Below are 25,633 nucleotides of genomic sequence, written 5' to 3' on the forward strand. Positions count from 1 at the left end.
AGGTTGCTTGGCCGGTCCCAATTCCGTCTCATTTCCTGACCAGAAAACGAAGTGAATCAATGCTCGCGAAATCTATCGGACGCATGAGAAAATCCACGACCGCCTACGCTGTTGCCCTCACCGGCGGCCTGTTGCTTGCGCCGGCCGCAGCGTCGGCGCATCCGCATATTTTCGTGGAAGCCCGTCTGGAAGTGCTCGCCGGCGCGGATGGCAATGTGCACGAACTGCGCAACGTCTGGCGGTTCGACGAAGTGTTCTCCTCCTCCGTCCTCATGGATTTCGACAAGAACACCAATCTGAAACTCGATCCCGACGAACTGAAAGAGGTTGGCAAGACGGTGCGCGAGTCTCTGGCGGACTACGATTATTATGCGAACCTGACGCTCAACGGCAAAGTGATCAAGGTGAACAAGCCCGATGTCATCAATGTCGACTTCCGCGACGGCCAGCTCCTGATGTTCTTCGCCGTCAAGCCGGCCGAGCCGATGCCGCTCGCCAAGGGCAACACGCTGAGTTTCGGCATCTACGACCCGACGCTCTATACCTCGATCGATTTCCCGAGCGACAATGAATTGGTAACGGAGGGCGACGCCTTCAAAAGCTGCACGCATAAGGTCGTCCGACCCAATCCGGATGAAGTCATCGCCGAGAACAAGTCCACCTTGACGGATGCCTTCTTCAACGATCCGACGGGAACGACCATGTCGAAGCTCTTCGCAACGCGGATAGATGTGCAATGCTGATTTCGAGGTTAGGGAAGTTTGTGCCGGCCGCAGCTGTCGCCCTTCTGGCGGCAGCCAGTTTTGCCCATGCCGCTGGCTCGCCGCTCGGCATTGGCACGGCCGAGCCAAGTTTCCAGCCGATGGGCGGGCCGCTTGCGCCGATCTTCCTCTATGTGAACTACGAGCAGCAGGCTTTCTATCGTGCGCTCACCAAGTCCATCGAAGCCATGCGCCAGGACCCATGGCAGCTCTGGACGCTGATCGGCCTCTCCTTCGCCTATGGCATCTTCCATGCCGCCGGCCCCGGCCACGGCAAGGCGGTGATTTCCTCCTACATGGTCGCCAACGAGATCGAGCTGAAACGCGGCATCGGCATCTCCTTCGTCTCCGCGCTCATTCAGGGGCTCGTTGCCGTCCTGGTCGTTGGCGCCGCCTATTTCGTCCTGCGCGGTTCCGGCATCACCATGACGATGGCGACCAATGCCATGGAGATCACCAGCTTCATCATGGTCATCCTGTTCGGCAGCTGGCTCTTGTTCCGAAAGCTGCGGGCGATGATGCAGAGCCGGGCGCAGCGTCAGGAAATGCAGCTTGCGACATCGGCGGGTCCAATCAGCCTCTCGCTGTTCGAGGGAGCCGCAACGGGCACGGATTCAGCAAGAGGTTTTGCGCGCAGCAGCGCCGCTATGCCCGCTGCCAGCGGTTATCAATGCTATGATCCCGCCCATACGACCGGCAACGGCGCTTACTGCGAGACCTGCGGCCACGCCCATCTTCCCGATCCGAAGATGTTGTCGAACGAAAAGTTCAGCGCTCGCGAAGCCTGGTCCGCGATCGCCGCAGTCGGCCTGCGCCCGTGCTCGGGCGCACTGCTGGTCATGACCTTTTCGATGCTGAACGGGCTCTATCTGGGCGGTCTGCTATCGGTCCTCGCCATGTCCATCGGTACGGCGCTCACCGTCTCGCTGCTCGCCATCGTCGCCGTCTTCGCGAAAGGCACCGCCGTCCGCTTCACCGGCAAGGGCTCGAGACTTTCGGTTTGGGTGAGCAACGGTATCGAGATCCTCGGCGCACTGCTCGTCATTTGCACGGGCATCATCCTGCTCGGCGCCTCGCTGCAGAACTGAGCGATTTCCGGAAGAATTCGGGAAAGCTTGCTTTGGAGTTTATGGTTGATTGCGTCGCTGATAGCGCGCCCGAAGCCAGAACACGAAGAAAAACGCCAGGATGACGAGCACGCCGAAACCCGTGCCGAGCCATGGCGAGATCGAGCCGAGCCAGAGGATGACATTCGGCATCAGGTAAAGCACGGCTGTCGCGACCAACAGAATAACGCCGGCTGCAATTGCCGCCGAGCGGGTTTCGCTTTTCTTGTCCGTCAATGTAGCCATCCTTGACGCCCTGACATGAGTTCCGGCAAGGCTTAGGCCAGCTGCCGAGCAAAGGCAACCGGCCCTATCAGTCAGAGCTGAACTTTGGCACCCGCAACCGTCGCTTCGATATGATCGACCAGAGCATCGGCTAGGCCGAGCCTTCCAGCCAGCAGATCGAGATAGCCGCGCTCGGCCCGCGAATCCGGCTCGATCGCCAGTCGCGACGCGGTATAGACCTGCACGCGCTGCTCTTCCGTCTTCGCGGAGGCGACGATGGCGTCGAGATCGACGGGATTGGCAAGTTCGCGCTGGAAGAAGGCTTCCGCCTCAGACCCGACTCCGGCCTCCTGCACTTTGCCGAGGATACGCTGGCGTTCGGAATCGTCGATATGGCCGTCGGCGCGGGCGGCGGCGATCATGGCCCGTACCAGGGAAAGCGCAAAATCATTGCTGGCAATCGCCGGCGACGTGCTGAAACCTGAATCTGTCGGCGGCGGCAGGAACTGCGGCTCGGCCTGCGGGGCCGATTGCGGCGCCGGCTGCGGCTGATTGCCGTCGCGATAATTCTTGTAGGCCTGATAGCCAAGGCCTGCGATGGCGGCGAGTCCGCCAAGCGTCAGCGCATTTCCCGCGATCTGACGCCCAGTCTTCGTTCCCAACAGCACCCCGGCAATCGCACTGGTCGCCATGGGATTGTCTCTGGCGAGATTGATGGCCTGGGTGGCCCTGTCTTTCACAGTTCCTTGCACGCCTGGAACCTGCGATCCCAGAAATTGGTCAAGAAGCTTGCGGGCGTCGATCATATGGATGGTCCTCCGTCCTTGTGATGGTGAAGGGGAGATAGGAAGCGCAACCACAAATACCAATCCACATCATGCAAAAAGGCGCGCGGAAAACTCCACGCGCCTTTGAAATCGAATTCGATAGGCTCGGGTCTCAGCCCTTGAGCGCTGCGGCCTCTGCGGCGAGCTTGGTGATCCCGGCCCAGTCACCTGATGCCACCAGCTCCTTCGGCGCAACCCAGGAGCCGCCGACACAGATCACGTTTGGCAGCGACAGGTAGTCATGGGCGTTCTTCAGCGAAATACCGCCGGTCGGGCAGAAGACCGTGCCAGCGAGCGGCGACGACAGAGCCTTGAGATAGGAAGCACCGCCGGCCTGCTCGGCCGGGAAGAACTTGAGCACCGTATAGCCCTCTTCGCGCAGCGCCATGACTTCGCTGGCCGTTGCGGCACCCGGCAGCAGCGGCACATGCGAGCCGCGCGCAGCATCGAGCAATTCCTGCGTTGTGCCGGGGCTAACGATAAACTTGGAACCGGCTTCGACGGCGGCATCCCACTGGCTGACATTGAGGATCGTACCGGCGCCGACTTCAGCACCTTCGACTTCTTCGGCAACAGCGCGGATCGCGTCGAGCGCGCCGGCGGTGCGAAGCGTGATCTCGATGGCCTTCAGGCCTCCGGCGACGAGCGCCCGGGCGAGCGGCACGGCCGATTTCGCATCGTCGACGACCAGCACGGGAACGACGGGCTGCAGTTTCAGGATGGAAAGAAGCTTCTCGGTTTTCTCGCCCATGGTCGGTGCACTCCCTTTAAAACGATTGAAATCCGGCTTTCGAATAGCCTTCTCGAAGGTGCTTGTCGAGACAAAAGCTCGCTTTAAATACGACGGGTAGGAAATCCCGGCAACTTGCTATAGGCTATTCCAGTCTGTGCCAGTGGAGCATGTCAAACGCATGGCAAAAGAGATCGAGCGAAAGTTTCTGGTGCGCGGCGATCATTGGCGTGATTCCGTTTCGGAGCGGCTGATCCTGCGACAGGGATATATTGCCTCCATGGCAGACCGGTCTGTGCGCATACGGCTGACGAACGACACCAAGGCAACCTTGACGATCAAGATCGGCAAGGCAATGACCAGGGATGAATTCGAATATGAGATCCCCGTCGACGAGGCGGAGGAACTGCTGGAAACGGCGATCGGCCTCGTCATCGAGAAGACGCGCCACAAGGTGCAGTTCAAGGGCTTTACCTGGGAAGTGGATGTCTTCCGCGGCGCCCATCGCGGCCTCGTCATTGCCGAAGTGGAAATGGACGACGAAAGCGACAATCCGGAACTGCCGGACTGGATCGGACGTGAGGTGACGGGCGAATACCGCTATTCCAACCAGGCTCTCGCGACGCAGTTCGAACAGGAATATGATGAGCTATCGCATACGGCCTGACCGGGCTCTTGATGACGAGGTACATAAGGCCGCGGCGCATCAACTTGGCAAGGCAATGGCCGTACTGACTGATAGGCCGCAGGGCCTGCACGAAGCAGTTCACGCCGCCCGCAAGAATATCAAGCGCGTGCGGGCGCTCTACCGGTTGATAGCTCCCATCGCGCACCAATTTCAGCAGCGGGAAAATGACCGGCTTCGGAATGTAGCACTCACGCTTTCCGGGGTGCGCGACGCAACCGCGTTGATCGAGATCAGCCATTATCTGCAGGCAACCGCTGCATCGGCGGAGGAACTGCATGCGCTGGCCCGCGTAAGCGATCTGCTGACCGCGAGACGCGACCGTATGGCGGAAGCCGAAACAGATCTCGAAGACAAGGCACGGGCAGCAGTCGCCGCATGTGCGGAGGCACGTGAGGCGTTGAAGGAAATATCCTTCGACTGCAGCCGGCGTGACACGGCGCGTCTTTTTCAGAAAAGCTGGAGCAAGAATGTCCGCAAGGCGATGCAGGCGCTGTCCGCATGCCATGCGGAAGCGGCCCACGTCGAGAGCTTTCACGATCTGCGCAAGCGCGGCCAGGATTACTGGATGCATCACATGCTGCTGCGCGATGTCTGGCCGGCCGCCATGCATGCCAAGCAGCTGGAGGCCAAGGCCTTGGTCGACGTGCTCGGCCGCTATCTCGACATGTCGATATTGGCCGATGTCGCCGACCGCGAGCCGCATCTCTTCGAAAGAAACGATGATCACGCCCGCCTGCTGGAAGCAATCATTTCCCGACAACAGACGGGGCGCAAGGAAGCGTTGGAGCGAGCTCGCTGGGTCTTCGCCGACAAGTCGAAGAGCGAGGCGCGGACTATCAAGCACCTTTGGCTGGAGGCGGCGGACTGACGGGGCCACGCGCCCGGCTCAGACAGCTCAATCGGCATGACCCGGGCGTTGCTTTGAAGCATGTCGCGCAAAAGTGTGCAGCGGTTTTGCGATAACGACATGCCCCAATCAAAGACCTAAGCGCAAGAAGCGAATCCGAAAGATCGCGACGCGCTTTAGGCACGCCACGCATCCGCCGAACCGAGTCCCACTTGCGCGAAATAGCTTTCCAGCATCGCGATGTCGTCGGCCGCAGCGATCGCGCCGATATATCCGTCCGGCCGCACGAGCACCCATTCTCCGGAGGAGAGAGCGTAGATGTCGCGAAGATAGCCCTCGGTGTCGACCATGTCGCCTGACGCGCCGAAAGTATGAATATGCAGGCCCGCGCGCGGCGGCACCGATCCCCGCTGCACCCCATAGCCGAGCAATGTCCAATGCGCGCCTCGGAACAGATCGAACAGCCGTTTCGGCTGGCCGGCAACGCCGCGGATCGGCGCGTCCGGGGCTCGGTCGCCGGCGGACAGGCAACCGCTGCGCCCGAGCGTTTCGAGTGCGAGCGAGGACGAAGGATAACCTATATCGAGCTGACGCACCTCGCGACCGCGCCGCATATTGCCCTGTTTCTGGGCATCGAGAAGCCTTGTCGACAGACCGAGCATCGCTGCCGCGATGGGCTGACGCTCCTCTTCATAGCTGTCGAGCAGCTTATCGTCGGCTCCATTGGCGGCTGCAGCCAGCTTCCATCCGAGATTATAGGCATCCTGCACGCTGGTATTGAGACCCTGGCCGCCGGTCGGTGGATGAATATGGGCGGCATCACCGATGAGAAACACGCGGCCGACACGGTATCGATCGGCCAGACGCGCATTCATGGTGTAGGCCGACGACCACGACACCGATTGGATATGGATATCATCGCGCTTGGTGCGCTCCGCCACCATGGCTTCGAGCCCTTCGGCAGAGAGGTCGATATCACCGTCAAGAGGGACCGGCCCCTGTATCTGGAACATCTCGGTCCCGGCGAGCGGGCAGAACATGATCTGCCGCGACATGTCGCCGTCATTGAAGCGATGCCAGGCATCGCGCGTGAGACCGGTCAAAATGACATCGGCCACGATGGCGCGAACGCCGAGGGTCTTACCCGGAAAGTCGATATCGAGGGCATGGCGAACGAAACTGCGGCCGCCATCGGCGCCGACGAGCCAGCGCACGCGGAGAGTTTCCTCTCCAGCCATGCCCGAAAGACGCGCCGTCACGCCGCTCGGATCCTGCTCGAAACCAACCAGTTCGCAGCCGAATTGCGGCCTATGGCCAAGCTCAAGCAACCTCTCGCGCATCACCTTTTCGGTCAGGAATTGCGGTATCATCAGCGGCAGATGATACGGTTCTGCCGGTGTCGGGTCCTCATGCTCGGCGATGTCGGACTCGGTAAAACTGCCGTCGTCGCGATATCGCCGCTCGGGCGGATAGAGGCCGCCGGCCGCGACGACCCGGTCGAGAATGCCGAGATCCTCGAAGATTTCCTGGGTTCGCGGCTGGATACCCTTGCCGCGTGAACCACGGAAAGGCCCTTCCATCTTTTCGATCAGACGGAAGGAAATTCCTCTCCTCGCCAAATCGATGGCCAGCGCCAGGCCGGCCGCGCCCGCACCGCAAATCAGCACATCTGCTGCAAATTGCTCTGTCATTTCCATCTCCATATGTGTAATATGCACATATTAAAAGAGGGGCGATGCGGTGTCAACAAAAAGCTTGCAAAATACACATATCAGCGGTCAGCTACGCGAACTCCATAGCGCGCTGGTCGAAATCGTTGGCGTCATGAACCGGCCACAGCGCGATGAGGCGATGATCAAGGAGGCGGGCATCTCCCTCGACCGCGCACTGTTTTCCCTATTGGTTTTGGTGGAACGGCTCGGCCCCATCGGCGTCGTCGAGTTGGCCGATCGCGTCGGGCGCGACTACACCACCGTCAGCCGTCAGGTTGCGAAGATGGAGGGGCTTGGGCTTATCAGCCGGCAGGAGAACGCGATCGATCGCCGCCTTCGCGAGGCCGTCATCACCGAACAGGGAAAGGTGATGACCGACCGCATCGATGAGGCGCGCGAGAGGATCGCCCGGTCCATTTTCGCCAAATGGGATGAGCAGGATATCGAGGACCTTGTGCGGCTCATGCGCAGGTTTGCCGACGACATCAAGGATGATGCGCCAATTGCACGATAAGCTCATCTTGGAATGCCTTCCTTTGACGTCGTAGGTGACACCGATCGGGCAGAATGGCGAAGGCGCGGGCTGCGGCGCAAATCCCGATTGCCTGAAAGCTCACAAAATTGTATTTCACCGGCATGACCGACATGCTTCCAGATCCACGGCGCGACGCGACCGGCGCATTCCTCGTTGCCGCGCTCTATCATTTCGTTTCCTTCCCGCGCTTCGAAAGCCTGCGCGAGCCTCTGTTTGCGCTCTGCGAGGAAAAGGGCGTCAAGGGCACGCTGCTGCTGGCGCATGAAGGGATCAACGGCACCATTGCCGGCACGGATGCTGCTATCGGCGCCGTGCTCGCCTTCCTGCGTGCCCAGCCGGAATTTGCCGGGCTCGAACACAAGGAAAGCCGGGCGTCGAAAATGCCGTTCGTGCGCATGAAGGTGAAGCTGAAGAAAGAGATCGTCACCATGGGCGTCGAGGATATCGATCCCACCAAGGTCGTCGGCACCTATGTCGCGCCGAAGGATTGGAACGCGTTGATCTCCGACCCCGACACCATCGTCATCGATACGCGCAACGACTACGAGACCGCCATCGGCGTCTTCAAGGGCGCGGTCGACCCGAAGACCAAGACCTTCCGTGAGTTTCCGGAATGGGTGCGCGACAATACCGGCCTGCACAACAAGCCGAAAATCGCCATGTACTGCACCGGCGGCATCCGTTGCGAGAAGGCAACCGCCTTCATGAAACAGCAGGGCTTCGACGAGGTCTATCACCTCAAGGGCGGCATTCTGAAATATCTCGAGGAAGTGCCGGCAGAAGAGAGCCTATGGGAAGGCGCCTGTTTCGTCTTCGACGAGCGCGTCTCGGTCGAACACGGCTTGAAGGAGGGCAATCACAAGCTCTGCCACGCCTGCCGCAACCCCATTACATCGGAAGAAGTGACCTCACCCTTTTACGAGGCCGGTGTCTCCTGCAGCCATTGCTATCATGAACGCAGCGAAGAGGATCGCGAGCGTTACCGCGAAAGGCAGCGCCAGATCGCGCTCGCTCGCAAGCGCGGCCACGAGCATATCGGCTAAAGCGTTTTCGGAGGAACTGTGCTGCGGCCTTCCCTGGGGAATGCGCCAATGCTCCACGCGTATCAGGCGGCGGCGTGCTCTTCGTCCAGCGCGGTTGCCATCTGCACCGCAAGCCGCTTGCTGATCTCGGCGTCCGGCATGGGCTTGCCGTAGAAGTAGCCCTGTAGCTCGTCGCAACCAAAGTCTTCCAGTGCCCTTCCCTGCGCCTCGGATTCGATGCCTTCGGCTGTAACGGGAATATCGAGCGAACGCGCCAGCGCCACGGTCGCCTTCACCATTTCGCGGGCGCGGTTGTCTTCCAGCACATTCATCGTCAGCGAGCGATCGATCTTGATGCGATCGAAACCGAACTGACGCAGATAGCCGATAGAGGAGAAACCGGAGCCGAAATCGTCGAGCGCCACCTTGACGCCGAGCCTCTTCAACCGCTCGATCGACTGACGGGTACGCTCGGGATTTTGAATGATGTAGCCTTCGGTGATTTCCAGCGTCACACGCTCGGCTTCGATTTCGGTACTGTTAAGCACGTTGCGGACATAATCGGCGAAGGCGGGATTGCGGAACTGGCCCGGCGAAACGTTGACGGCGACACGCAGATCCGGCCAGTGTCTTGCCGCCTCGCAGGCCTTGCGCAGGATGAGCAGGCCCAATGCCTCGATCAGGCCGCTGGTTTCGGCGATCGGAATGAAGGCCTCCGGCGAAATCGGCCCGTGGCCGGGACGGTTCCACCGCACCAGCGCCTCGACGCCGATCATCTCGCAGCTCGATGCATCGACCAGCGGCTGATAGGCGAGCGTCAGTTCCTCCAACTCGATCGCGCGACGCAGATCGAGTTCCAGCGCATTACGCTCCTCGCGATGCGCATCCATGGCTGTCTCGTAGCAGGTCATGCGAGCACGGCCGGCTTCCTTGGCCTTGTACATGGCAAGATCGGCACGGCGCACCAGTTCCTCACGATCAATGCGGCCCTCGGGCGAGCTGGCGATGCCGATACTGGCACCGACGACCACCACGCGACGGCCGATTTCCAGCGGTTCGGCAAGGAAATCCAGGATCTGCTCGGCCAACCGCAAAGCCGGAGCGTCATTGAGCTCCTTCGTCGGGAAGGCGATGGCGAACTCGTCGCCACCAAGGCGCGCTAAGGCCGCCTGCGGCGGCACGAGTACTTTGAGCCCGGCGGCTACCGCGCGGATCAGCTGGTCGCCGGTGCCATGCCCATAGGCGTCGTTGATTTCCTTGAAGCCATCGAGATCGAGGTAGAGAAGCAGGACATTGGTGCCATCGGAGCGCGCCCGCTCGACCAGGCGATCCACATCAAGCCGCAATCCCTCGCGGTTGAGGAGCCCGCTCAGTCGGTCTCGAAGAGAAACCTGACGTGCCTGGACCTCTTCCGCCCGCAGCCGGCGCCCCGCCATCAATCCTAGGATCAAAAGCACAACGAAGAACAGACCCACCAGACCGAGCGCTCCGAGAACCAGCGGGCGGACCTGCTGATAGCTCATGTCCCCCGGCTGGCGCGAGCTCCACACCAGCCGGCCCAGCGACTTTCCGAGCGGATCGACGATGGAGACGGCATAGCGGGCCACGGTTTCCGGCGGCACCAGCCTCAAGCCGCTGATGACATAAGTATTGGAGAGCATCTTGATCCGGCCGGCATCAAGATAACGGACGAGGATCAGATAGCGCCGATGACCTTCTGGCACCGGAATGCGACCGGATCTTTCGCGGATCGTCGCAGCACCGGCCACCGCGATACCATCCCTGGTCATGATATAGCTCGAGGCTTCCGGCACCCCGGTCACACGTGTCGCGCGCGCCTGATCGACGAGCGCCCAGACCGCGGTTCCAAGGACCTCCTCGATGTTGCCAGTCAATGGTTCACCGTCATGATAAGCAACGATCGGCTTGTTGTTGTCGTCGACGATGACGGCAGTATCGAACAGCGCACCATTGGAGGAAATGTCGCCGTAATTGCCGGCGATCCAGCCTTGAGTGTCCGTTCCGTAAATGCTTCGCACCGCGTCATTGCGGGCGGAGTGGTCGTGCAGCGTCGCTTCCAGTTGCCCCTGAAAAGTCTTCAGTGCACCGACGGTCGTCTCCCAGGAGCGCTCGTCATCCAGCTTGTTGGAATAATCGGCGACGCGGCCGATCGCGGTAAGAACCATCAAGGTCACGACGGCAACGATCAATGCAAAGCAAACCAAAACGGCCGTCACGATGGAATGACGACCGATCTGTGTATTTTCGCGCAATGACCTGAAAGCTGCTCCCAACGCCTTTTCTCCTTGGCGAAGAAGTCTGCCGTCAGGTCTTCAATAAACGGTTAAGGCGAATTGGAGATTCCTACAGGAAAGAGTTGTAGATCTGCCGAAACCGGAAGAATTCATGCCTTGGTGGCTATCGCTTGCGCGAAGCGGCTGAGAGTTGCGGAGAAAAGGCCGCTTTCGCGCGCTTCCAGCAGCATTGCCGACTGTGCCTCATCGCTCTTGCCCGCAACCGGCAGACGCAAGAAAGCGTCCTCCACGATATGCAGCGACATGGTCTGCAAGACATCGGTGAGCTGTGCCAATACGAGATTGCCGCGATGCGACGCGTGAGCAAACATCAGCGGCTTGAACGGCACCTCGTCACGCGACACCAGCCAGTCCAGCGCGTTCTTGAAGCCGCCGGGTATGCCATGGGCATATTCCGGACAAGCGACGATCAAACCGTCTGCCTTGCGGATCTCGGCCGCAAATCTCTCAACGATAACTGGAGTTCGCTCACCCTCATTATCCGGATTGAAGACCGGCAGGTCGCCGATCAGATCGCAAATCGCAATGGTGATGCCTTCGGGGCAGGCGAGCTGCAGCGCCTCCAGCAGCCTGCGGCTGGTCGAAGCGCGCCGCTGGCTGCCGCAAAGCGCATAAAGGGAAATCGGCCGCTGGGTCATGCGCGATGTCTATCAGGCCTCGCCGATTCGGGCGACAGATACCTCCCCTCAAGGGCCGAAGCGCATCAAACCGCTTTGTGATTGCCCCTTGGAAACTGCGAGGCAAGCTCCCTGTACCACTTGCCGCTCTTCTTGATCGTGCGCACCTGTGTCTCGTAATCGACATGGACGAGGCCGAAACGCATGCGGTAGCCCTCCGCCCATTCGAAATTGTCCATCAGGCTCCAGGCGAAATAGCCGCGCATCGGATAGCCGTCCTTGATGAGATCGGCGACGACGCCGAGATGCTCGATATAGTAGTCGAGACGCAGCTGGTCATCGATCTCGCCATTGACGACGCCCATGTTGTAGCAGGCGCCGTTCTCGGTGATGTAGCACTCCGGCAGCTCGTAGCGCTTGTTGAGGTCCTCGACGACATGCTTCAGGCCGGGCGAATAAACCTCCCAACCGATATCCGTCCTTACGTCACTGACCGGCGGTGCTTCCTTCGTCCAGGGAAAATCGCCGGTCTTGGAGGCGTCATCGGAGACGCGCATCGGCATATAATAGTTCAAACCCCACCAATCGAGCTTCTGGTTAATGGTCTTGAGATCGCCGTCCTCGATGACGGGCATGCGATCGCCAAGCGCCTCGACGAACTCCTTCGGATATTCGCCCTTGAAGATTGGATCGAAGAAGGCACCGTTGTGGAACTGATGCGCACGCTCGACCGCGGCCAGATCTTCCGGACGATCGGAGCCCGGCAGGATCGAAGCGGCATTGAGCACGATGCCGACAGGCACCTTCGGCGCGACGGAGCGGATCGCCTCGACGCCGAGACCATGCGCAAGGTTCATATAGTGCATGGCGTAAAGGGCAGCCTGCATATTGCGCTCGCCCGGCGCATGGATGCCATAAAGATGGCTCAGCCAGACGATGCACCAGGGCTCGTTGAAGGTGGCGACAGAATCCAGACGGTCGCCGAGACGGGCCATGACGGTCTTGGCATAGCGCTGGAAGGCATGCGCCGTCGAGCGCGCCGTCCAGCCGCCATCACCGGCAAGCGCCAGCGGCAGATCCCAATGGTAGAGCGTCGCAAAGGTCTTGATCCCCCGCGCCTTGCAGCCATCGACCAGACGATCATAGAAATCGAGGCCGGCTTCGTTTACCGGGCCGGTGCCATCGGGAATGATGCGCGGCCAGGCGATCGAGAAGCGATAGGCCTCGACGCCCATCTCCTTGATCAGATCGAGATCCTGTTCCAGCCGGTTATAGTGATCGCAGGCAACGTCGCCATTATCGCGCTGATAGACGCGGCCGGGCATGTTGGCGAAAGCATCCCATATGGACGGCTTGCGGCCGTCGGCCTTGGTGGCGCCTTCGATCTGGAAGGCGGCGGTGGCAACGCCGAATGTGAAATCGCCGGGGAAGCGATCGGCAAGAAGCTTCGGATCGATCATGATGAAAATCCCGTCTGTTTTGGCTTCGTTGGCTGCGGTTTAGCCAACCCGCCCCTCAAAGTACAGGGGCCACAGTGGAAAACTGCAACGTTGCAGGTACCTGTAAACCGAGCCGGCTAAGGGTTTCTCAGAATTTTCGCCGGCGGCGGCAACACTCTTCGCACGGCTGGATAACAGCAATGTCAACAGTCGTGACTTGTCTTTCGGCTTGGGATCAATTGAGGGTAGTATCCAAACTTGATAACGAAAGGACACAAATGCTCCCTGCGATCCACGCCCTCCACCCTCATCTGCTGAGCCTCCTGCGCATCGTCGCCTCGCTTGTGCTCTTCAGCTACGGAACGCAGAAAGTGCTGCATTTCCCGGCGGCCGAAAATGTGCCCGCCGTTGGATCGCTGTCCTGGATCGCCGGCCTTCTGGAACTGACCCTCGGCTTCCTCGTCCTGATCGGCTTTCAGACGCGTATTGCTTCGTTCATCCTGTCAGGCCTGATGGCCTTCGCTTATTTCCTGGCTCACGCGCCGAAGAGCTTTTATCCCGCGCAGAATGGCGGCGTCTCAGCCATCCTCTTCTGCTTCATCTTCCTGTTTCTCGCCAGCGCCGGCGGCGGCCCGCTGAGCGTCGACGCGCTGACGAAGCGCAAGCAGGAAGCTGCCGCTTAAACAAGCAGGTCCGAGGCGGGTTCACCGCCTCGGACCTCGCGTGAAGCTTAGAGCTTGACCCAGGCGCCGTTGCGCTTGGACGAGGCGACACAAGCCTCGACGAAAGCCACACCCTTCACGCCATCATCGACGGTCGGATAGATCACAGCCGGATCGACAGCGACGCCCTTCTTGCGGGCATTGATGGCACGCGCAGCCTCGGTATAGATCGTGGCAAAGGCTTCCAGATAGCCTTCCGGATGCCCCGAAGGGATGCGCGAGACGCGGGCTGCCGCAGCACCAGAACCGGCACCATTGCGGGTGATCAGCCGCTTCTGATCGCCGAACGGCGTGTACCAGAGATAGTTCGGATCGGCCTGCGTCCACTCGATGCCGCCCTTGGTGCCATAGACGCGAAGCTTCAACCCGTTCTCATGGCCGGGCGCCACCTGGCTACACCAGAGCATGCCCTTGGCCGGCTTTTCCTTGCCCTTCGCCTTGAAGCGCAGCAGCACATGGCCGTTGTCGTCGAGACGACGTCCTTCGACGAAGCTGTCGAGATCGGCGGCAAGACTGTCGAGCTCGAGGCCGGTGACGAAGGAAGCGAGGTTATAGGCATGGGTGCCGATATCACCCGTCGAGCCGCCGGCGCCGGACTGCGAGGGATCGGTGCGCCACGCGGCCTGCTTCTGGCCGGACTGCTCGATATTTTCCGTCAGCCAATCCTGCGGATATTCCGCCTGCACGATACGGATATCGCCGAGCTCACCATTGGCGATCATCTCGCGCGCCTGGCGGATCATCGGATAGCCGGTGTAATTATGCGTGAGGATGAACAGCGCGCCGCTCTCGTCGGCCACCTTCTTCAGCTTCTTGGCGTCGGCAAGGTTCGAGGTCAGTGGCTTGTCGCAGATGACATGGATGCCGCGGCGCAGGAATTCCTTGGCCGCGTCATAGTGGACATGGTTCGGCGTAACGATCGAAACGGCCTCGATGCCATTCTTCAGCTTGGCTTCGCGGATTGCCATGTCACGATAGCTGGAATAGGTGCGCGAGGGATCGAGACCGAGATCGCGGCCGGAAGCTTGAGCCTTTTCCGGCGAAGACGAGAGCGCGCCGGCGACAAGATCGAACTGGTCGTCAATACGTGCCGCAATGCGATGCACAGCGCCGATGAATGCGCCAGCGCCGCCGCCCACCATGCCGAGCCGGATGCGCGGCTCCCGCGTCTGTTCCGATGATCCTTCGATTGCCATTTTGTCCTCCTGAGAATGGAATTGTTTGAACGCGATTGCCTGCCGCAATCGTCCCCTCTCCCCCGCCTGTGGGGAGAGGGCTAGGGTGTGGGGCCGAGCCTTCTGCAAGCTCCGAATTGGTGAAAATAGCGAAAGGGCCCCTCATCCGTCCTCAAACGATTTCGCTCCGCTCAATCGTTTGAGTCCACCTTCTCCTCGCATCTGCGGGGCGAAGGGGCTTGATCAAAGCCCCAGCATGCGCCGGTTTGCCGCCTGGTCAGTGCCGCTACCGGCGAAATCGTCGAAGGCCTTTTCCGTGACGCGGATGATGTGCGCCTTGACGAATTCGGAGCCTTCGCGGGCGCCGTCTTCGGGATGCTTCAGCGCGCATTCCCATTCGACCACGGCCCAGCCGTCGAAATTATTGGCGGTCATCTTCGAGAAGACGGCGCCGAAATCGACCTGGCCGTCGCCGAGCGAACGGAAGCGGCCGGCACGCTCGACCCAGCCCTGGTAGCCGCCATAGACACCCTGACGTCCGGTCGGATTGAACTCCGCATCCTTGACGTGGAACATCTTGATGCGGTCCTTGTAGATATCGATGTTCTCGAGATAGTCGAGGCACTGCAGGACGTAATGCGAGGGATCGTAGAGCATGTTGGCGCGCGGATGGTTCTTCACGCGCTCCAGGAACATCTCGAAGGTGATGCCGTCGTGCAGGTCTTCGCCCGGATGGATCTCGTAGCAGACGTCGACGCCGTTTTCATCGGCATGGTTGAGGATCGGCGTCCAGCGGCGGGCAAGTTCTTCGAAGGCGGTTTCGACGAGGCCCGCCGGGCGCTGCGGCCAAGGATAGATGAAGGGCCAGGCGAGCGCGCCGGAGAAGGTCGCATGCGCCTTGATGCCGAGATGCTTCGACGCCGTCAGCGCCATCTTCACCTGCTCGACGGCCCATTCCTGCCGAGCCTTCGGATTGCCACGCACTTCCGGCGCCGCGAAACCGTCGAAGGCTTCGTCATAGGCCGGATGCACGGCGACGAGCTGGCCCTGGAGGTGAGTGGAAAGCTCGGTGACTTCGACGCCGTTGGCGCGGGCGACACCGGCGAATTCATCGCAATAATCCTTCGAGGAGGCCGCCTTCTTCAGGTCGATGAGCTGGCTTGCCCAGGTCGGAACCTGCACGCCGATATAGCCGGCATCGGCAGCCCATTTCGTGATCGAATCCCACGAGTTGAACGGTGCCGCATCGCCGGCGAACTGACCGAGAAACAGGCCTGGTCCCTTGATCGTCTTCATCTATAATTCCTCCCTAATCGCGTTCTGTAAACGTTTCCGATGCCTTTCGGACCCATATCCGAGGCGGCTTTGATGCCGTAGCCTCCCAAAACTATAGGGTCGTCGGGCTGAAAGTCGAATGCCCCGTGACCTAATCATGGCATGGTGCAGACGGCAAGAGGTACGTGCCGCAAAATTTCCATCCGCCACAAAACGAGGGTTGACGGAACACTTAAAAAACGCCCGCCGAAACCGGCGGGCGCCCTTGAAGATGAACCGAAGAACCGATCAGAACGGTGAATCGGGGAAGTAGAAGTCCTTGGCATTATCCTTGGTGACAAGCGTCGCATCCAGGATGTAGTTGCCGCGAACCGGAACCTGGTCATAGAAATTAGCAGCCGTCAGCTCCATGGCGGTGCCGACCATTGCCGGCGGATAGAGCACGTCGACCGGGATCAGCTTGTCGCCATCCATGACCTTCTTGATCATGTCCTTCGAACCGGCGCCGGCGACGATATACTTGATATCGGTGCGCTTGGCCTGCTCGATCGCCTGCAGAACGCCGACTGCCATGTCGTCATCCTGGCACCAGACGACATCGATCTTCGGGAATTTGGTCAGGTAATCCTGCATGACCTTGAAGGCGTCGTCGCGATTCCAGTTGCCATACTGGCGGTCGAGAACCTTGACGTTCGAGCCGGCGATACCCTTGTCGAAGCCGTCCTGGCGCTGCTGATCGATCGGGATCGGCAGGCCGCGGATGACGACGACCTGTGCATCCGGCGTGTTCTTCTTGATGTATTCGCCCGCGACCTGGCCAAGCGCCGGATTGTTGCCGGCGACATAGAGGTCACGGACGGAATTGTCGTTGTTGCTCGGCGCACGGTCGACGAGCGCCACGAACTTGCCCTTGTCCTTGACTTCCTTGATGGCATTGACAAGCGGATCCGGATCCGACGGCAGGATTACGAGTGCGTCGATGCCCTGTGTTTCAAGATCCTGTACCGCATTGGCCTGGCTCGCCGCGTCAGGTGAGGTCTTGACGATGACGTTGAGCCCCGGATGTTCCGCCATCAAGAGCTTGGCGACGCGCTCGGCATGGAAGACCACGCCCGAGGTCCAGCCGTGGTCGGCGGCCGGAATGGAGACGCCGATCGTCACCTTCTTGTCGGCGGCATGTACGGTGCCGGCCAGAGCCGCCATCACGACAGCCAAGCCTATGAGTCTTTTTCGCATGTTTCTTCCTCCCAGATAGAGACAGGGCCTTAGCATGACGACCGGGCGCCCCCTGACCCGGTTATTCCCTATTTGCGGGCAAGCGAACGCTGAACCAGCATGGCGATGATGATGATCGCACCCTGGATGGCGCTCAGCAGGTACTCGCTGATGAAATTGGAAAGCAGCATGATATTGCCGACGAGTTCGAGGATGAACGCGCCGCAGATCGTGCCCCACACCCTGCCCGCGCCGCCTTTCAGCGCCGTGCCACCGACGACCACGGCTGTGATCGCCTGCAATTCCCACAGGCTGCCCGTCGTCGCCGATGTCGAACCGAGCCGCGGCACATAGAGAAGCACGGCGATGGCAACACAAAAGCCCTGGATGATGAAGGCGATGGTTCGCACGCGATTGACCGCCACGCCCGAATAGCGGGCAACATCACGGTTGGAGCCGACCGCAATCACATGCCGCCCATAACGGGTGCGGTAGAGAATGAAAGCCGCAATGCCGGTGACGACGAGGATGACCACGATCGGCACCGGCACACCGAGCACGGCGCCATAATAGGCAGGCTTGTAGAGCGCCTGAATATCCGCCGGTCGCAAGGTGATGGCACCGCCCTGCGACAGCCACGTCGTCAGGCCGCGATAGACGCCCATGGTGCCGAGCGTCGCGATGAACGGCTCGATCTTGCCCATGGTTGTAATCAACCCGTTGGCAAGGCCGCATAGCAGGCCGGCAACGATCGAAAACAACACCGCCGCCGCCAGCATCATAGAGGGATCGGCAATGACGCCCGAATTCATGAAGAGGATCATCAGGCTGGCGACGAAGGCGACCATCGCGCCGACGGACAGATCGAGATCGCCGGACGAAATGACGAAAGTGGCACCGACCGCGATGATGGCAATGAAGGCGCATCTCGTCGCGACATTGGTGAGATTGGTGATGCCGATGAAGTTCGGGTTGACCAGTGCGCCCACGATCAGAAGCAGCACCAGCGCCGCAAACGGCGCAACCGCCCTAAGATCGACATCCCGCCAGGAACGTCCGCGCCGGCCTGTCTTGCCGCTGCTGTCTTCACCCACGCTCATAACCAAAACCAACCTCCCGTCCCATGATTGCTGGGAATTTGCCCTGCTCTCCGCCGCCCTTTCAGGCAGCCGTCTTTTTCTTCAGGCCCGCCGCATAACGCATGATTTCCTGCTCGGTGATCTCTTCGCCTTCGAGCACGCCGACGATCCGGCCCTCGCGCATCACGGCAACCCGCGTGCAGAGCCCGATGACCTCGGGCATTTCCGAAGAAATCACGATGATCGAATGGCCGTCGCGCGCCAGCGCGGAAATGAAATGATAGATCTGCTGCTTCGTCCCCACATCGATGCCGCGCGTCGGCTCGTCGATAATGATGATCTGCGGCTCGGTCTCCATGATCTTCGCCAGAAGCAGCTTCTGCTGGTTGCCGCCGGACATGCGGCCGGCAACGATGTTTCCGTCACGCACACGTATATCGAAACGGCGGCGCGCCCGCGTCAGCGCATCCGCCTCGCTGGAGGCGCTCAGATAGCCGAACTTGCCGTGCCGGTCGAGCGACTGCAGGGTCAGATTGACGACCATGCCCGAATTCAGAAGCAGGCCCTTCGATTTCCGATCCTTGGTCATATAGGCAAGCCCGGCATCGATGGCCGCATGTACGTCATGCGGCGGCACCGTTTGACCATTGGCAACGACCTCGCCAGACGCACGAGCGCGCAGGCCGACGATCGCTTCCATCAGCTCCGTGCGTCCCGAGCCGATCATGCCGGAAAAGCCCAGTATTTCGCCCTTGCGCAGCTCAAAGCTCGCATCGTGGACGTAGCCGGTGGAAACCGAGGCAACGTTGAGCACGACCTTCTCGTCGACATCAGGCTCGTTCTTGGCCGGATAGAGGCTGGAAAGCTCGCGCCCGACCATCAGCTGGGCGATCGATTCGCCATCGAGCAGCGAGGTCGGCGAGGTCTTCACCCATTGGCCGTCGCGCAAGACCGTGACCCGATCCGTCAGCTCCATGACCTCATCGAGCTTATGGGACACGAAGACGAAGCTTGTTCCCTGGTCGCGCAGCTTGCGCACCTGCTTGAACAGGAAATTGGTTTCTTCCCGCGACAGGACGGCGGTCGGCTCGTCCATGAAGACGATGCGCGCATCGCGGCTGATCGCCTTGGCGATTTCCACCATCTGCTTGTCGGCAATGGAAAGCGAGCTGATCACGGCATTCTCGTCGACATGCGAGCCGAGGAGATCGAGCACGCGCCGCGTTTCAGCGCGCATGAGCTTGCGATCGAGCACACCGAAGCGTGTGACTTCGCGGCCGAGAAACAGGCTCTCGGCGACAGTCAGATGCTCAGCAAGATTGAATTCCTGGTGGATGATGACGATGCCGAGCGCTTCCGCTGCACCGTTCGGCGGCAGCTTTACCGGCTTGCCATCGAGAAAAATCTCACCGGAGGTCGGCTGCTCGAAGCCGGACAGGACCTTGACGAGCGTCGACTTTCCGGCGCCGTTTTCGCCCATGAGCGCATGGATTTCGCCCGCCCGAAGATCGAAGTTGACGCTGAACAGCACTTGTACGCCACTGAAGGCCTTGGAAATCCCTCTCGCAGACAGCACGACCGCACCGTCGACGGTTTCCGAACCCATTGCATCCTCCCTGCGGTCCCACCCGCTTTCCACGGTATGTAAACCTTTACATACACCGTGTAAAGGTTTACATCATTGGATATCGTACAAAATTTCGCGGTTACCTTTGACCTCCACGTAAGTCTGTGTAGTCTCCAGCCCGAGACGAGACCCAAGGCAGAGCGCAGTGTCGAATTCCACGCCCGCAACTATCGAAGACGTCGCCCGAATTGCCAATGTTTCGATAGCAACGGTTTCGCGGGCCATCCATACACCGGAGAAAGTCGCCAATTCGACGCGGCTGAAAGTCAACCAGGCTATCGCCGTCACCGGTTATACCACCAATGCCATGGCGCGCAGCCTCAGACTCGGCCGCTCGAACATGATTCTAGTCGTGGCGCCCGATATCGGCGATCCCAATTTCTCGAATATCCTGATCGGCCTGGAAAACGAGGCGCGCTCGCACGGTTACGGCATCCTGATCGGACACACGCAGAACGACGCGCAGCGTGGCCTGGAATATCTCAAGTTCCTCAATTCAAACCAGGCGGCGGGTCTGATCCTCTTCACCGGCATCCTGCCTTTCGGCCATCAGACGATGACGGCGCGGCTGCCGCCGAGCGTCGGCGTTTTCGAGCCGGTCTTCAACGGCGGCATTCCCTATGTCGGCGTCGACGATATTGCCGGCGCCCGCAAGGCCATCGACCTGCTGATTGCCGAGGGCCACCGCAAGATCGCCTTCATCGGCGATTCCCGCACCCGCCTCGCCTACAGCAGGCGGCGCATGGGCTACGAGGCCGGGCTGGATGCGGCCGGCATCGGCCACGACCTGCGCATCGTGCTTGAAGGCGATGGCACCATCGAGAGCGGTCGGCTCGCGGTCGAGCAGCTCTTCATGCGCGACACGCTGCCGACAGCTTTCATGTGCGTCAACGACCAGACCGCGATCGGCGTGATGATCGGCCTGAAGACGCGCGGCTACGATATCCCCGAGGATTTCTCGGTGACCGGCTTCGACGACGTCCCGCAAGCCGTCTTCATGACGCCGTCGCTGACGACGATCCGGCAGCCGCGCACCGCCATCGGCAAGCATGCGATGGCGCTTTTGCTGGAACTGCTTTCGGATGGAGAGCCGGCCGAAACGGAGATCCTGTTGCGGCCGGATCTCGTGGTGCGAAATTCGGTTTCCCCACCGCCGCGCCTCCGGCGATAGGTGGACACAACGATGCCGCTCGGCAGAATCACCCTCTATGTCCGGAATGTCGGAGCGACGGTCAGCTTTTACGAGAAGCATTTCGGGTTCAAGCCGCTCCATCTGGAGGGCGATCGGATTGTTGAGCTGCTCGCGCAGGATGGCGGCGCCGACCTGCTGATCCATCCCGCGGGCAAGGCGCAGAAAATGGGCCAGGTGCTGGTAAAGCTGGTCTTCGACGTCGAGCATGTCGAAGCTTTCCGCACTAAGTGTGCGGAGGAGGGACTGGAGTTCGGCCCCTTGCATCGGGCCGACGGCTATGTCTTCGCCAATGCCAAGGACCCCTCGGGAAACCCTATAGCCATTTCCAGCCGTGCCTTCCGGCGATAATCCGGGAGGCGATCTTTATCGCCTCCCGGATGCATCGATCAAACGTAGCGATTGACAATGTTTTCCAGCAGTTCCTGCTTACCGGACTTCGGCTGCGGGTTGACGTCCTTGGTTTCGACCCACTGAGCGATCTGATCGAGCGAATATTCACCGCGCAGCAGCTTCTGGCCTTCGGCCGAATCCCAGCCGGCGTAGCGGTCGGCGAGCGGCTTGGAGAGCGCCTTGTCCTCGATCATCTTGGCAGCAGCCTTCAGGCCGCGGGCGCAGCAATCCATGCCACCGATATGGCCGATGAGCAGATCTTCCGGATCGAGCGACTGGCGGCGCAGCTTGGCGTCGAAGTTCGTGCCGCCGGACTTGAAGCCGCCGCCTGCCAGCACCTGGTAATAGGCCAGCGTCATTTCCGGAACGTTGTTCGGGAACTGGTCGGTATCCCAGCCGGACTGGTAGTCGTTGCGGTTCATGTCGATCGAGCCGAAGATGCCGAGCGCATTGGCAAGCGCCAGTTCATGCTCGAAGGAATGGCCGGCGAGGATCGCATGGCCCTGCTCGATATTGACCTTCACTTCGTTTTCGAGGCCGTACTTCTTGAGGAAGCCGTAAACCGTGGCGACGTCGTAGTCATACTGGTGCTTGGTCGGCTCCTGCGGCTTCGGCTCGATGAGGATCGTGCCCTTGAAGCCGATCTTGTGCTTGTATTCGACGACGAGATTGAGGAAGCGGCCCAACTGATCCAGCTCACGCTTCAGGTCAGTGTTGAGCAGCGTCTCGTAGCCTTCGCGGCCGCCCCAGAGAACGTAGTTTTCGCCGCCGAGCTTATGGGTAGCGTCGAGGCAGGTCTTCACGGTCGCAGCCGAGAAGGCAAAGACATCCGGATCAGGATTGGTCGCGGCGCCCGACATGAAACGGCGGTTGGAGAAGAGGTTTGCCGTGCCCCAGAGCAGCTTTACGCCAGTATCGGCCTGCTTCTTGGCGAAGTAGTCGACGATCTCGTTGAGGTTCTTGGTGTTCTCGGCAAAATTCTTGCCTTCCGGACGCACGTCGGCATCGTGGAAGCAGTAATAGGGAGCGCCGAGCAGGGTGAAGAATTCGAAGGCAACGTCAGCCTTCAGCTTGGCGGCTTCCATCGTCTCGTTGAACCAGGGGCGAAGGAAAGTCTGGCCGCCAAAGGGATCGCCGCCCGGCCAGGTGAAGGTGTGCCAGTAGGCGACGGCGAAACGCAGATGGTCTTCCATCCGCTTGCCGGCAACGACTTCGTCCTTGTTGTAATATCGGAAGGCCAGCGGATTGGTGCTGTCCGGGCCTTCGTATTTTACCTTGCTGATATCACCAAAAAATCCGGTGCTCATGTCTCATCTCCTTGGGTTGGTGTTTCGGTATCGTTTGTTCTTTTCATGCGGTGCTGCCCCTCACCCTAGCCCTCTCCCCGCTCGCGGGGAGAGGGGATGACCTCTGTATCCTCGCCGAGCAAAACGTTAGGGATGGGCAACGATTGCTGCCATCCCCTTCTCCCCGTCGGGGAGAAGGTGCCCGCCCTTCGACAAGCTCAGGAGGGCGGATGAGGGGCTAGCCCTCCACGCTGCTTCAGTGCGCCGACAGCGGCTTGATCGCCGGATAAACCGCGCGGTAGCGCTTGTAGGCATCCGCATAAGCATCCGTCAGCGACGCGACCGGATCGATCGTGCCGGCCGTCTGCGGCGGCGTGCAGACCGCGACCGGATCGGCGCCCGTCGCGGCAATCAGGCCAAGACGGGCGGCACCGAAAGCAGCACCGAAATCGCCATCCGCTGGCAGATCGACGGGCACGCCGAGGGCGGTAGCGATCGAGGCCAGCCAGTAGCGCGAACGCGAGCCGCCACCGATAGCGGTTACGCGCGCAATATCCGTGCCGGCGGAGCGCAGCGCTTCCAGATTGTCGCGAATGGCGAAGGACACGCCTTCGAGCACGGCCTGGGTCAACACGGCGCGGCCGCTTTCATGGCCGAGACCGATGAAGGCGCCGCGGATCGTCGCGTCGTTGTGCGGCGTGCGCTCGCCCGAGAGATAAGGAAGGAAGGTGACGCTGGTCGGCGCCTTCAGCGTCTCGCCAAGCTCGGTGGTGAGTTCGGCGGCGGACTTGCCCGTCACATGCGAATGCCAGTTGAGCGCATCGGTTGCCGAGAGAATGACGCCCATCTGATGCCAAGTGTTGGGCAGCGCGTGGCAGAAGGCGTGAACGGCGCTTTCCGGCTTCGGCAGATAGGAGCCGTTGGCCGCGAAGAGGACGCCAGACGTGCCGAGCGAAACGAAGGCCGCACCATGGCTGACCGTGCCCATGCCGCAGGCCGAAGCTGCGTTATCCCCTGCCCCGCCGGCAACGACGACGTCGCCGCCGATACCCCATTTCGAGGCCAACTCGCCACGCAGCTTGCCGGCAACTTCGGTGCCTTCCACCAGCGTCGGCATCTGCTTCTCATCAAGATTGGTCGCGGCCAGCAGCTCTGAGGACCATTTGCGCTTGCCGGTATCGAGCCAGGACGTGCCGGCCGAGTCGGACATTTCCGACATGTGTTCGCCAGTGAGCCAAAGTCGCAGATAATCCTTCGGCAGCAGCACCCAACGCACTCTAGCGAAAATTTCCGGCTCATGCTTGGCGACCCAAGCGAGCTTCGGTGCCGTGAATCCAGGGAAAACGATATTGCCGGTCAGCGCCCGGAAGCGCGGATCTGCGTCGAGCGCGGCAGCCTCATGATAGCTGCGCGTGTCGTTCCAGAGAATGCAGGGACGCAGCACCTTGTCATCGGCATCAAGCAGCGTCGCGCCATGCATCTGGCCGGAAAGGCCGATGCCGCGCACAGCCGCGAGTTCCTTCGGATGCGCAGCCTTCAATCCGGCCACAGCCTCCTCGGTCGCGCGGATCCAGTGGGACGGATCCTGCTCGGACCAGCCGGGATGGGGACGCGACACGTCGAGCCCGCCATTGGCGGAGCCGATGATCTTCTGATTGCCGTCGATCAGCATCGCTTTGACGCCGGACGTTCCGAGATCGAGACCCAAATACATCAGATATTACTCCCTATGCTCTGCCGCGTTCGAATGTTCAGGGCAGATTATCTTTCAAGAAAATGTCGAGGCGTATGCGCTCCTGATCGGCAATCACGGCCTGGCCGTCGGCCGTCGCCTTCATGACGCGGATGGCGCTGCGGACCTCATGGCCGGCATCCTGATTGAGGACGGCGTCGATCGTGCCGTCCAACAGCGCCGCCCGCGTATGCCGCGTCAGCTCGTGCACGACCACGGTCAACTCGCGCTCGGGCCGTACGGCCTTCAGCGCTGCTATCAGACCGCGGTTGCCGGCGCCGAGGCTGTAGATGCCGATAATGTCCTTGTTTTCGGATAGCGCCTTGGAGACTAGCGATTTGGCCCGCTCGGGATCGTCACGTCCTTCCAGCACGGGCAGCAGCCGGAGCTTGGGAAACTCTTCTGCCATAACGGCGGAAAAGCCCTGCAGGCGTTCGCGATGGTCGCGCACCAGCATCGAGCCGGCGAGAACGGTAAGATCGCCTTCACGACCGCCAAGGAAGCGCCCGAGCAGCCGCGCGGCAGTCCGTCCGGCGGCAATATTGTCGATACCCGCATAGTGATGGCGGGTGGAATCGGTGAGATCCGAGACCAGCGTTATGACGGGAATACGCTCCGACACGAGACGGTCGACGGCGGCCCTGACTTCCGGCGCGTCGGTTGCCACGAGAGCGACGCCGGCGATATCCTGCTCCTGCAAGGCGTCCAGCGCCGCGACCAGCGCCGGCACATCGAATGGTGGCACCTCGACGATGCGGATGTCCGTGCGCTCTATGCTGGCCCGCAAGGTTGCCTGATGCACTTCGAATCGCAGCCCGTGCATGAAGGAATTATCCCCCGTCGGCACGATGAAAACGAGAGGATAGACCCGGCTCTTGGCCAGATTGGCAGCTGCGACATCGCGGATATAGCCGATTTGCCGGATAGCGGCTTCCACCTTCTCCCGCGTTACCAGCCGCACACCCGGACGCTGGTTCAGGACTCGGTCCACCGTGGCGAGGCTGACGCCCGCAGCGGCGGCGATGTCATGCACAGTCGGTCTCATGGGTTCCTCCTGCGGAAACCCTTACTGCGATTTTTGATGTACGTAAATCAAAAATTTCGGACAGTCGAATT

The 25,633-nt window shown here is 60.7% G+C and carries 24 protein-coding genes; 9 read left to right on the forward strand and 15 right to left on the reverse strand.

Annotation, left to right across the window (positions count from 1 at the left end; genetic code table 11):
- Positions 1–83: 83 nt before the first annotated feature.
- Positions 84–743, forward strand: coding sequence for a DUF1007 family protein (locus AC13RE_RS07650; RefSeq protein ID WP_165915217.1), 660 nt, complete (start codon positions 84–86; stop codon positions 741–743).
- The gene (locus AC13RE_RS07655; RefSeq protein WP_488562482.1) at positions 737–1,849 is read left to right on the forward strand and encodes a nickel/cobalt transporter; all 1,113 of its coding nucleotides are present in this window, start codon (positions 737–739) and stop codon (positions 1,847–1,849) included. The genes AC13RE_RS07650 and AC13RE_RS07655 overlap by 7 nt, the downstream gene beginning before the upstream one ends.
- A gap of 39 nt (positions 1,850–1,888) precedes the next feature.
- Here AC13RE_RS07655 and AC13RE_RS07660 read toward each other — a convergent pair whose 3' ends face one another.
- The 3 genes from AC13RE_RS07660 to AC13RE_RS07670 all read right to left on the reverse strand — a co-directional run bounded on the left by AC13RE_RS07660 (position 1,889) and on the right by AC13RE_RS07670 (position 3,670).
- Positions 1,889–2,104: a hypothetical protein gene (locus AC13RE_RS07660; protein WP_488562483.1), complete on the reverse strand. Its 216-nt coding sequence runs from the start codon at positions 2,102–2,104 to the stop codon at positions 1,889–1,891.
- Between the two features lie 80 nt (positions 2,105–2,184).
- Complete coding sequence (locus AC13RE_RS07665; protein WP_132717584.1) at positions 2,185–2,898, reverse strand: tellurite resistance TerB family protein; 714 nt, start codon at positions 2,896–2,898, stop codon at positions 2,185–2,187.
- Between the two features lie 133 nt (positions 2,899–3,031).
- Complete coding sequence (locus AC13RE_RS07670; protein WP_488562484.1) at positions 3,032–3,670, reverse strand: 2-dehydro-3-deoxy-phosphogluconate aldolase; 639 nt, start codon at positions 3,668–3,670, stop codon at positions 3,032–3,034.
- A gap of 160 nt (positions 3,671–3,830) precedes the next feature.
- Between AC13RE_RS07670 and AC13RE_RS07675 the strand changes: the two genes are divergently transcribed.
- Positions 3,831–4,316: a CYTH domain-containing protein gene (locus AC13RE_RS07675; protein ID WP_015341155.1), complete on the forward strand. Its 486-nt coding sequence runs from the start codon at positions 3,831–3,833 to the stop codon at positions 4,314–4,316.
- A gap of 55 nt (positions 4,317–4,371) precedes the next feature.
- Positions 4,372–5,205: a CHAD domain-containing protein gene (locus AC13RE_RS07680; RefSeq protein ID WP_488562485.1), complete on the forward strand. Its 834-nt coding sequence runs from the start codon at positions 4,372–4,374 to the stop codon at positions 5,203–5,205.
- A 155-nt stretch (positions 5,206–5,360) separates the two neighbouring features.
- Here the strand turns inward: AC13RE_RS07680 and AC13RE_RS07685 are convergent, their stop codons facing one another.
- Positions 5,361–6,875 (reverse strand): FAD-dependent oxidoreductase, encoded by a 1,515-nt coding sequence (locus tag AC13RE_RS07685; protein WP_488562486.1) that lies wholly within the window; start codon positions 6,873–6,875, stop codon positions 5,361–5,363.
- 49 nt (positions 6,876–6,924) lie between these two features.
- Here AC13RE_RS07685 and AC13RE_RS07690 point away from each other — a divergent pair, with 49 nt between their 5' ends.
- Both AC13RE_RS07690 and trhO read left to right on the forward strand, forming a co-directional pair.
- Positions 6,925–7,410 (forward strand): MarR family winged helix-turn-helix transcriptional regulator, encoded by a 486-nt coding sequence (locus AC13RE_RS07690; protein ID WP_488562487.1) that lies wholly within the window; start codon positions 6,925–6,927, stop codon positions 7,408–7,410.
- A gap of 122 nt (positions 7,411–7,532) precedes the next feature.
- Positions 7,533–8,474, forward strand: a complete 942-nt coding sequence (gene trhO, locus AC13RE_RS07695; protein ID WP_488562488.1) for an oxygen-dependent tRNA uridine(34) hydroxylase TrhO — start codon at positions 7,533–7,535, stop codon at positions 8,472–8,474.
- A 62-nt stretch (positions 8,475–8,536) separates the two neighbouring features.
- On the opposite strand, the gene AC13RE_RS07700 is transcribed toward trhO, so the two are convergent.
- The 3 genes from AC13RE_RS07700 to AC13RE_RS07710 form a co-directional block, all read right to left on the reverse strand.
- The gene (locus AC13RE_RS07700; RefSeq protein ID WP_488562489.1) at positions 8,537–10,747 is read right to left on the reverse strand and encodes a putative bifunctional diguanylate cyclase/phosphodiesterase; all 2,211 of its coding nucleotides are present in this window, start codon (positions 10,745–10,747) and stop codon (positions 8,537–8,539) included.
- 110 nt (positions 10,748–10,857) lie between these two features.
- The gene (locus AC13RE_RS07705; protein ID WP_488562490.1) at positions 10,858–11,406 is read right to left on the reverse strand and encodes an NADPH-dependent FMN reductase; all 549 of its coding nucleotides are present in this window, start codon (positions 11,404–11,406) and stop codon (positions 10,858–10,860) included.
- Positions 11,407–11,471: 65 nt separating this feature from the next.
- On the reverse strand, positions 11,472–12,845 hold the full coding sequence (locus AC13RE_RS07710; protein ID WP_488562491.1) for a GH1 family beta-glucosidase: 1,374 nt from the start codon (positions 12,843–12,845) through the stop codon (positions 11,472–11,474).
- Positions 12,846–13,102: 257 nt separating this feature from the next.
- On the opposite strand from AC13RE_RS07710, the gene AC13RE_RS07715 reads away from it, so the two are divergent.
- On the forward strand, positions 13,103–13,507 hold the full coding sequence (locus tag AC13RE_RS07715) for a DoxX family protein (RefSeq protein ID WP_132717592.1): 405 nt from the start codon (positions 13,103–13,105) through the stop codon (positions 13,505–13,507).
- Positions 13,508–13,554: 47 nt separating this feature from the next.
- Here the strand turns inward: AC13RE_RS07715 and AC13RE_RS07720 are convergent, their stop codons facing one another.
- The 5 genes from AC13RE_RS07720 to AC13RE_RS07740 form a co-directional block, all read right to left on the reverse strand.
- Positions 13,555–14,742, reverse strand: coding sequence for a Gfo/Idh/MocA family protein (locus tag AC13RE_RS07720; protein WP_132717593.1), 1,188 nt, complete (start codon positions 14,740–14,742; stop codon positions 13,555–13,557).
- A gap of 222 nt (positions 14,743–14,964) precedes the next feature.
- Complete coding sequence (locus AC13RE_RS07725; protein WP_112343252.1) at positions 14,965–16,017, reverse strand: sugar phosphate isomerase/epimerase family protein; 1,053 nt, start codon at positions 16,015–16,017, stop codon at positions 14,965–14,967.
- 267 nt (positions 16,018–16,284) lie between these two features.
- Positions 16,285–17,232 carry a substrate-binding domain-containing protein gene (locus AC13RE_RS07730; RefSeq protein ID WP_113230822.1) on the reverse strand — a complete coding sequence of 316 codons (948 nt, stop codon included), beginning with the start codon at positions 17,230–17,232 and terminating at the stop codon, positions 16,285–16,287.
- A 68-nt stretch (positions 17,233–17,300) separates the two neighbouring features.
- Positions 17,301–18,311 carry an ABC transporter permease gene (locus AC13RE_RS07735; protein WP_488562492.1) on the reverse strand — a complete coding sequence of 337 codons (1,011 nt, stop codon included), beginning with the start codon at positions 18,309–18,311 and terminating at the stop codon, positions 17,301–17,303.
- 61 nt (positions 18,312–18,372) lie between these two features.
- Positions 18,373–19,896, reverse strand: a complete 1,524-nt coding sequence (locus AC13RE_RS07740; protein ID WP_488562493.1) for a sugar ABC transporter ATP-binding protein — start codon at positions 19,894–19,896, stop codon at positions 18,373–18,375.
- A 166-nt stretch (positions 19,897–20,062) separates the two neighbouring features.
- Between AC13RE_RS07740 and AC13RE_RS07745 the strand changes: the two genes are divergently transcribed.
- Both AC13RE_RS07745 and AC13RE_RS07750 read left to right on the forward strand, forming a co-directional pair.
- The gene (locus tag AC13RE_RS07745) at positions 20,063–21,088 is read left to right on the forward strand and encodes a LacI family DNA-binding transcriptional regulator (protein WP_132717597.1); all 1,026 of its coding nucleotides are present in this window, start codon (positions 20,063–20,065) and stop codon (positions 21,086–21,088) included.
- 12 nt (positions 21,089–21,100) lie between these two features.
- A complete protein-coding gene (locus AC13RE_RS07750) occupies positions 21,101–21,457 on the forward strand; it encodes a VOC family protein (protein WP_488562494.1) in 357 nt (118 codons plus the stop codon).
- A gap of 38 nt (positions 21,458–21,495) precedes the next feature.
- On the opposite strand, the gene xylA is transcribed toward AC13RE_RS07750, so the two are convergent.
- The 3 genes from xylA to AC13RE_RS07765 form a co-directional block, all read right to left on the reverse strand.
- On the reverse strand, positions 21,496–22,806 hold the full coding sequence (gene xylA / locus AC13RE_RS07755) for a xylose isomerase (RefSeq protein WP_015341171.1): 1,311 nt from the start codon (positions 22,804–22,806) through the stop codon (positions 21,496–21,498).
- A 235-nt stretch (positions 22,807–23,041) separates the two neighbouring features.
- Entirely contained in the window at positions 23,042–24,499 is a 1,458-nt protein-coding gene (xylB, locus tag AC13RE_RS07760; RefSeq protein WP_488562495.1) for a xylulokinase, read from the reverse strand.
- Between the two features lie 37 nt (positions 24,500–24,536).
- Positions 24,537–25,562 (reverse strand): LacI family DNA-binding transcriptional regulator, encoded by a 1,026-nt coding sequence (locus tag AC13RE_RS07765; protein ID WP_112413493.1) that lies wholly within the window; start codon positions 25,560–25,562, stop codon positions 24,537–24,539.
- Between the last annotated feature and the right edge of the window lie 71 nt (positions 25,563–25,633).

This window comes from Martinezella sp. CNPSo 3959, from assembly GCF_057784355.1.

Excerpts from the sequence above, each read along its gene's own strand:
- AC13RE_RS07650 (WP_165915217.1), top strand. The coding sequence starts at position 84 with ATGAGAAAATCCACGACCGCCTACGCTGTTGCCCTCACCGGCGGCCTG.
- AC13RE_RS07655 (WP_488562482.1), top strand. The coding sequence starts at position 737 with ATGCTGATTTCGAGGTTAGGGAAGTTTGTGCCGGCCGCAGCTGTCGCC.
- AC13RE_RS07665 (WP_132717584.1), bottom strand. The coding sequence starts at position 2,898 with ATGATCGACGCCCGCAAGCTTCTTGACCAATTTCTGGGATCGCAGGTT.
- AC13RE_RS07670 (WP_488562484.1), bottom strand. The coding sequence starts at position 3,670 with ATGGGCGAGAAAACCGAGAAGCTTCTTTCCATCCTGAAACTGCAGCCC.
- AC13RE_RS07675 (WP_015341155.1), top strand. The coding sequence starts at position 3,831 with ATGGCAAAAGAGATCGAGCGAAAGTTTCTGGTGCGCGGCGATCATTGG.
- AC13RE_RS07680 (WP_488562485.1), top strand. The coding sequence starts at position 4,372 with ATGGCCGTACTGACTGATAGGCCGCAGGGCCTGCACGAAGCAGTTCAC.
- AC13RE_RS07685 (WP_488562486.1), bottom strand. The coding sequence starts at position 6,875 with ATGACAGAGCAATTTGCAGCAGATGTGCTGATTTGCGGTGCGGGCGCG.
- trhO (WP_488562488.1), top strand. The coding sequence starts at position 7,533 with ATGACCGACATGCTTCCAGATCCACGGCGCGACGCGACCGGCGCATTC.
- AC13RE_RS07705 (WP_488562490.1), bottom strand. The coding sequence starts at position 11,406 with ATGACCCAGCGGCCGATTTCCCTTTATGCGCTTTGCGGCAGCCAGCGG.
- AC13RE_RS07710 (WP_488562491.1), bottom strand. The coding sequence starts at position 12,845 with ATGATCGATCCGAAGCTTCTTGCCGATCGCTTCCCCGGCGATTTCACA.
- AC13RE_RS07715 (WP_132717592.1), top strand. The coding sequence starts at position 13,103 with ATGCTCCCTGCGATCCACGCCCTCCACCCTCATCTGCTGAGCCTCCTG.
- AC13RE_RS07720 (WP_132717593.1), bottom strand. The coding sequence starts at position 14,742 with ATGGCAATCGAAGGATCATCGGAACAGACGCGGGAGCCGCGCATCCGG.
- AC13RE_RS07725 (WP_112343252.1), bottom strand. The coding sequence starts at position 16,017 with ATGAAGACGATCAAGGGACCAGGCCTGTTTCTCGGTCAGTTCGCCGGC.
- AC13RE_RS07730 (WP_113230822.1), bottom strand. The coding sequence starts at position 17,232 with ATGCGAAAAAGACTCATAGGCTTGGCTGTCGTGATGGCGGCTCTGGCC.
- AC13RE_RS07735 (WP_488562492.1), bottom strand. The coding sequence starts at position 18,311 with ATGAGCGTGGGTGAAGACAGCAGCGGCAAGACAGGCCGGCGCGGACGT.
- AC13RE_RS07740 (WP_488562493.1), bottom strand. The coding sequence starts at position 19,896 with ATGGGTTCGGAAACCGTCGACGGTGCGGTCGTGCTGTCTGCGAGAGGG.
- AC13RE_RS07750 (WP_488562494.1), top strand. The coding sequence starts at position 21,101 with ATGCCGCTCGGCAGAATCACCCTCTATGTCCGGAATGTCGGAGCGACG.
- xylA (WP_015341171.1), bottom strand. The coding sequence starts at position 22,806 with ATGAGCACCGGATTTTTTGGTGATATCAGCAAGGTAAAATACGAAGGC.
- xylB (WP_488562495.1), bottom strand. The coding sequence starts at position 24,499 with ATGTATTTGGGTCTCGATCTCGGAACGTCCGGCGTCAAAGCGATGCTG.
- AC13RE_RS07765 (WP_112413493.1), bottom strand. The coding sequence starts at position 25,562 with ATGAGACCGACTGTGCATGACATCGCCGCCGCTGCGGGCGTCAGCCTC.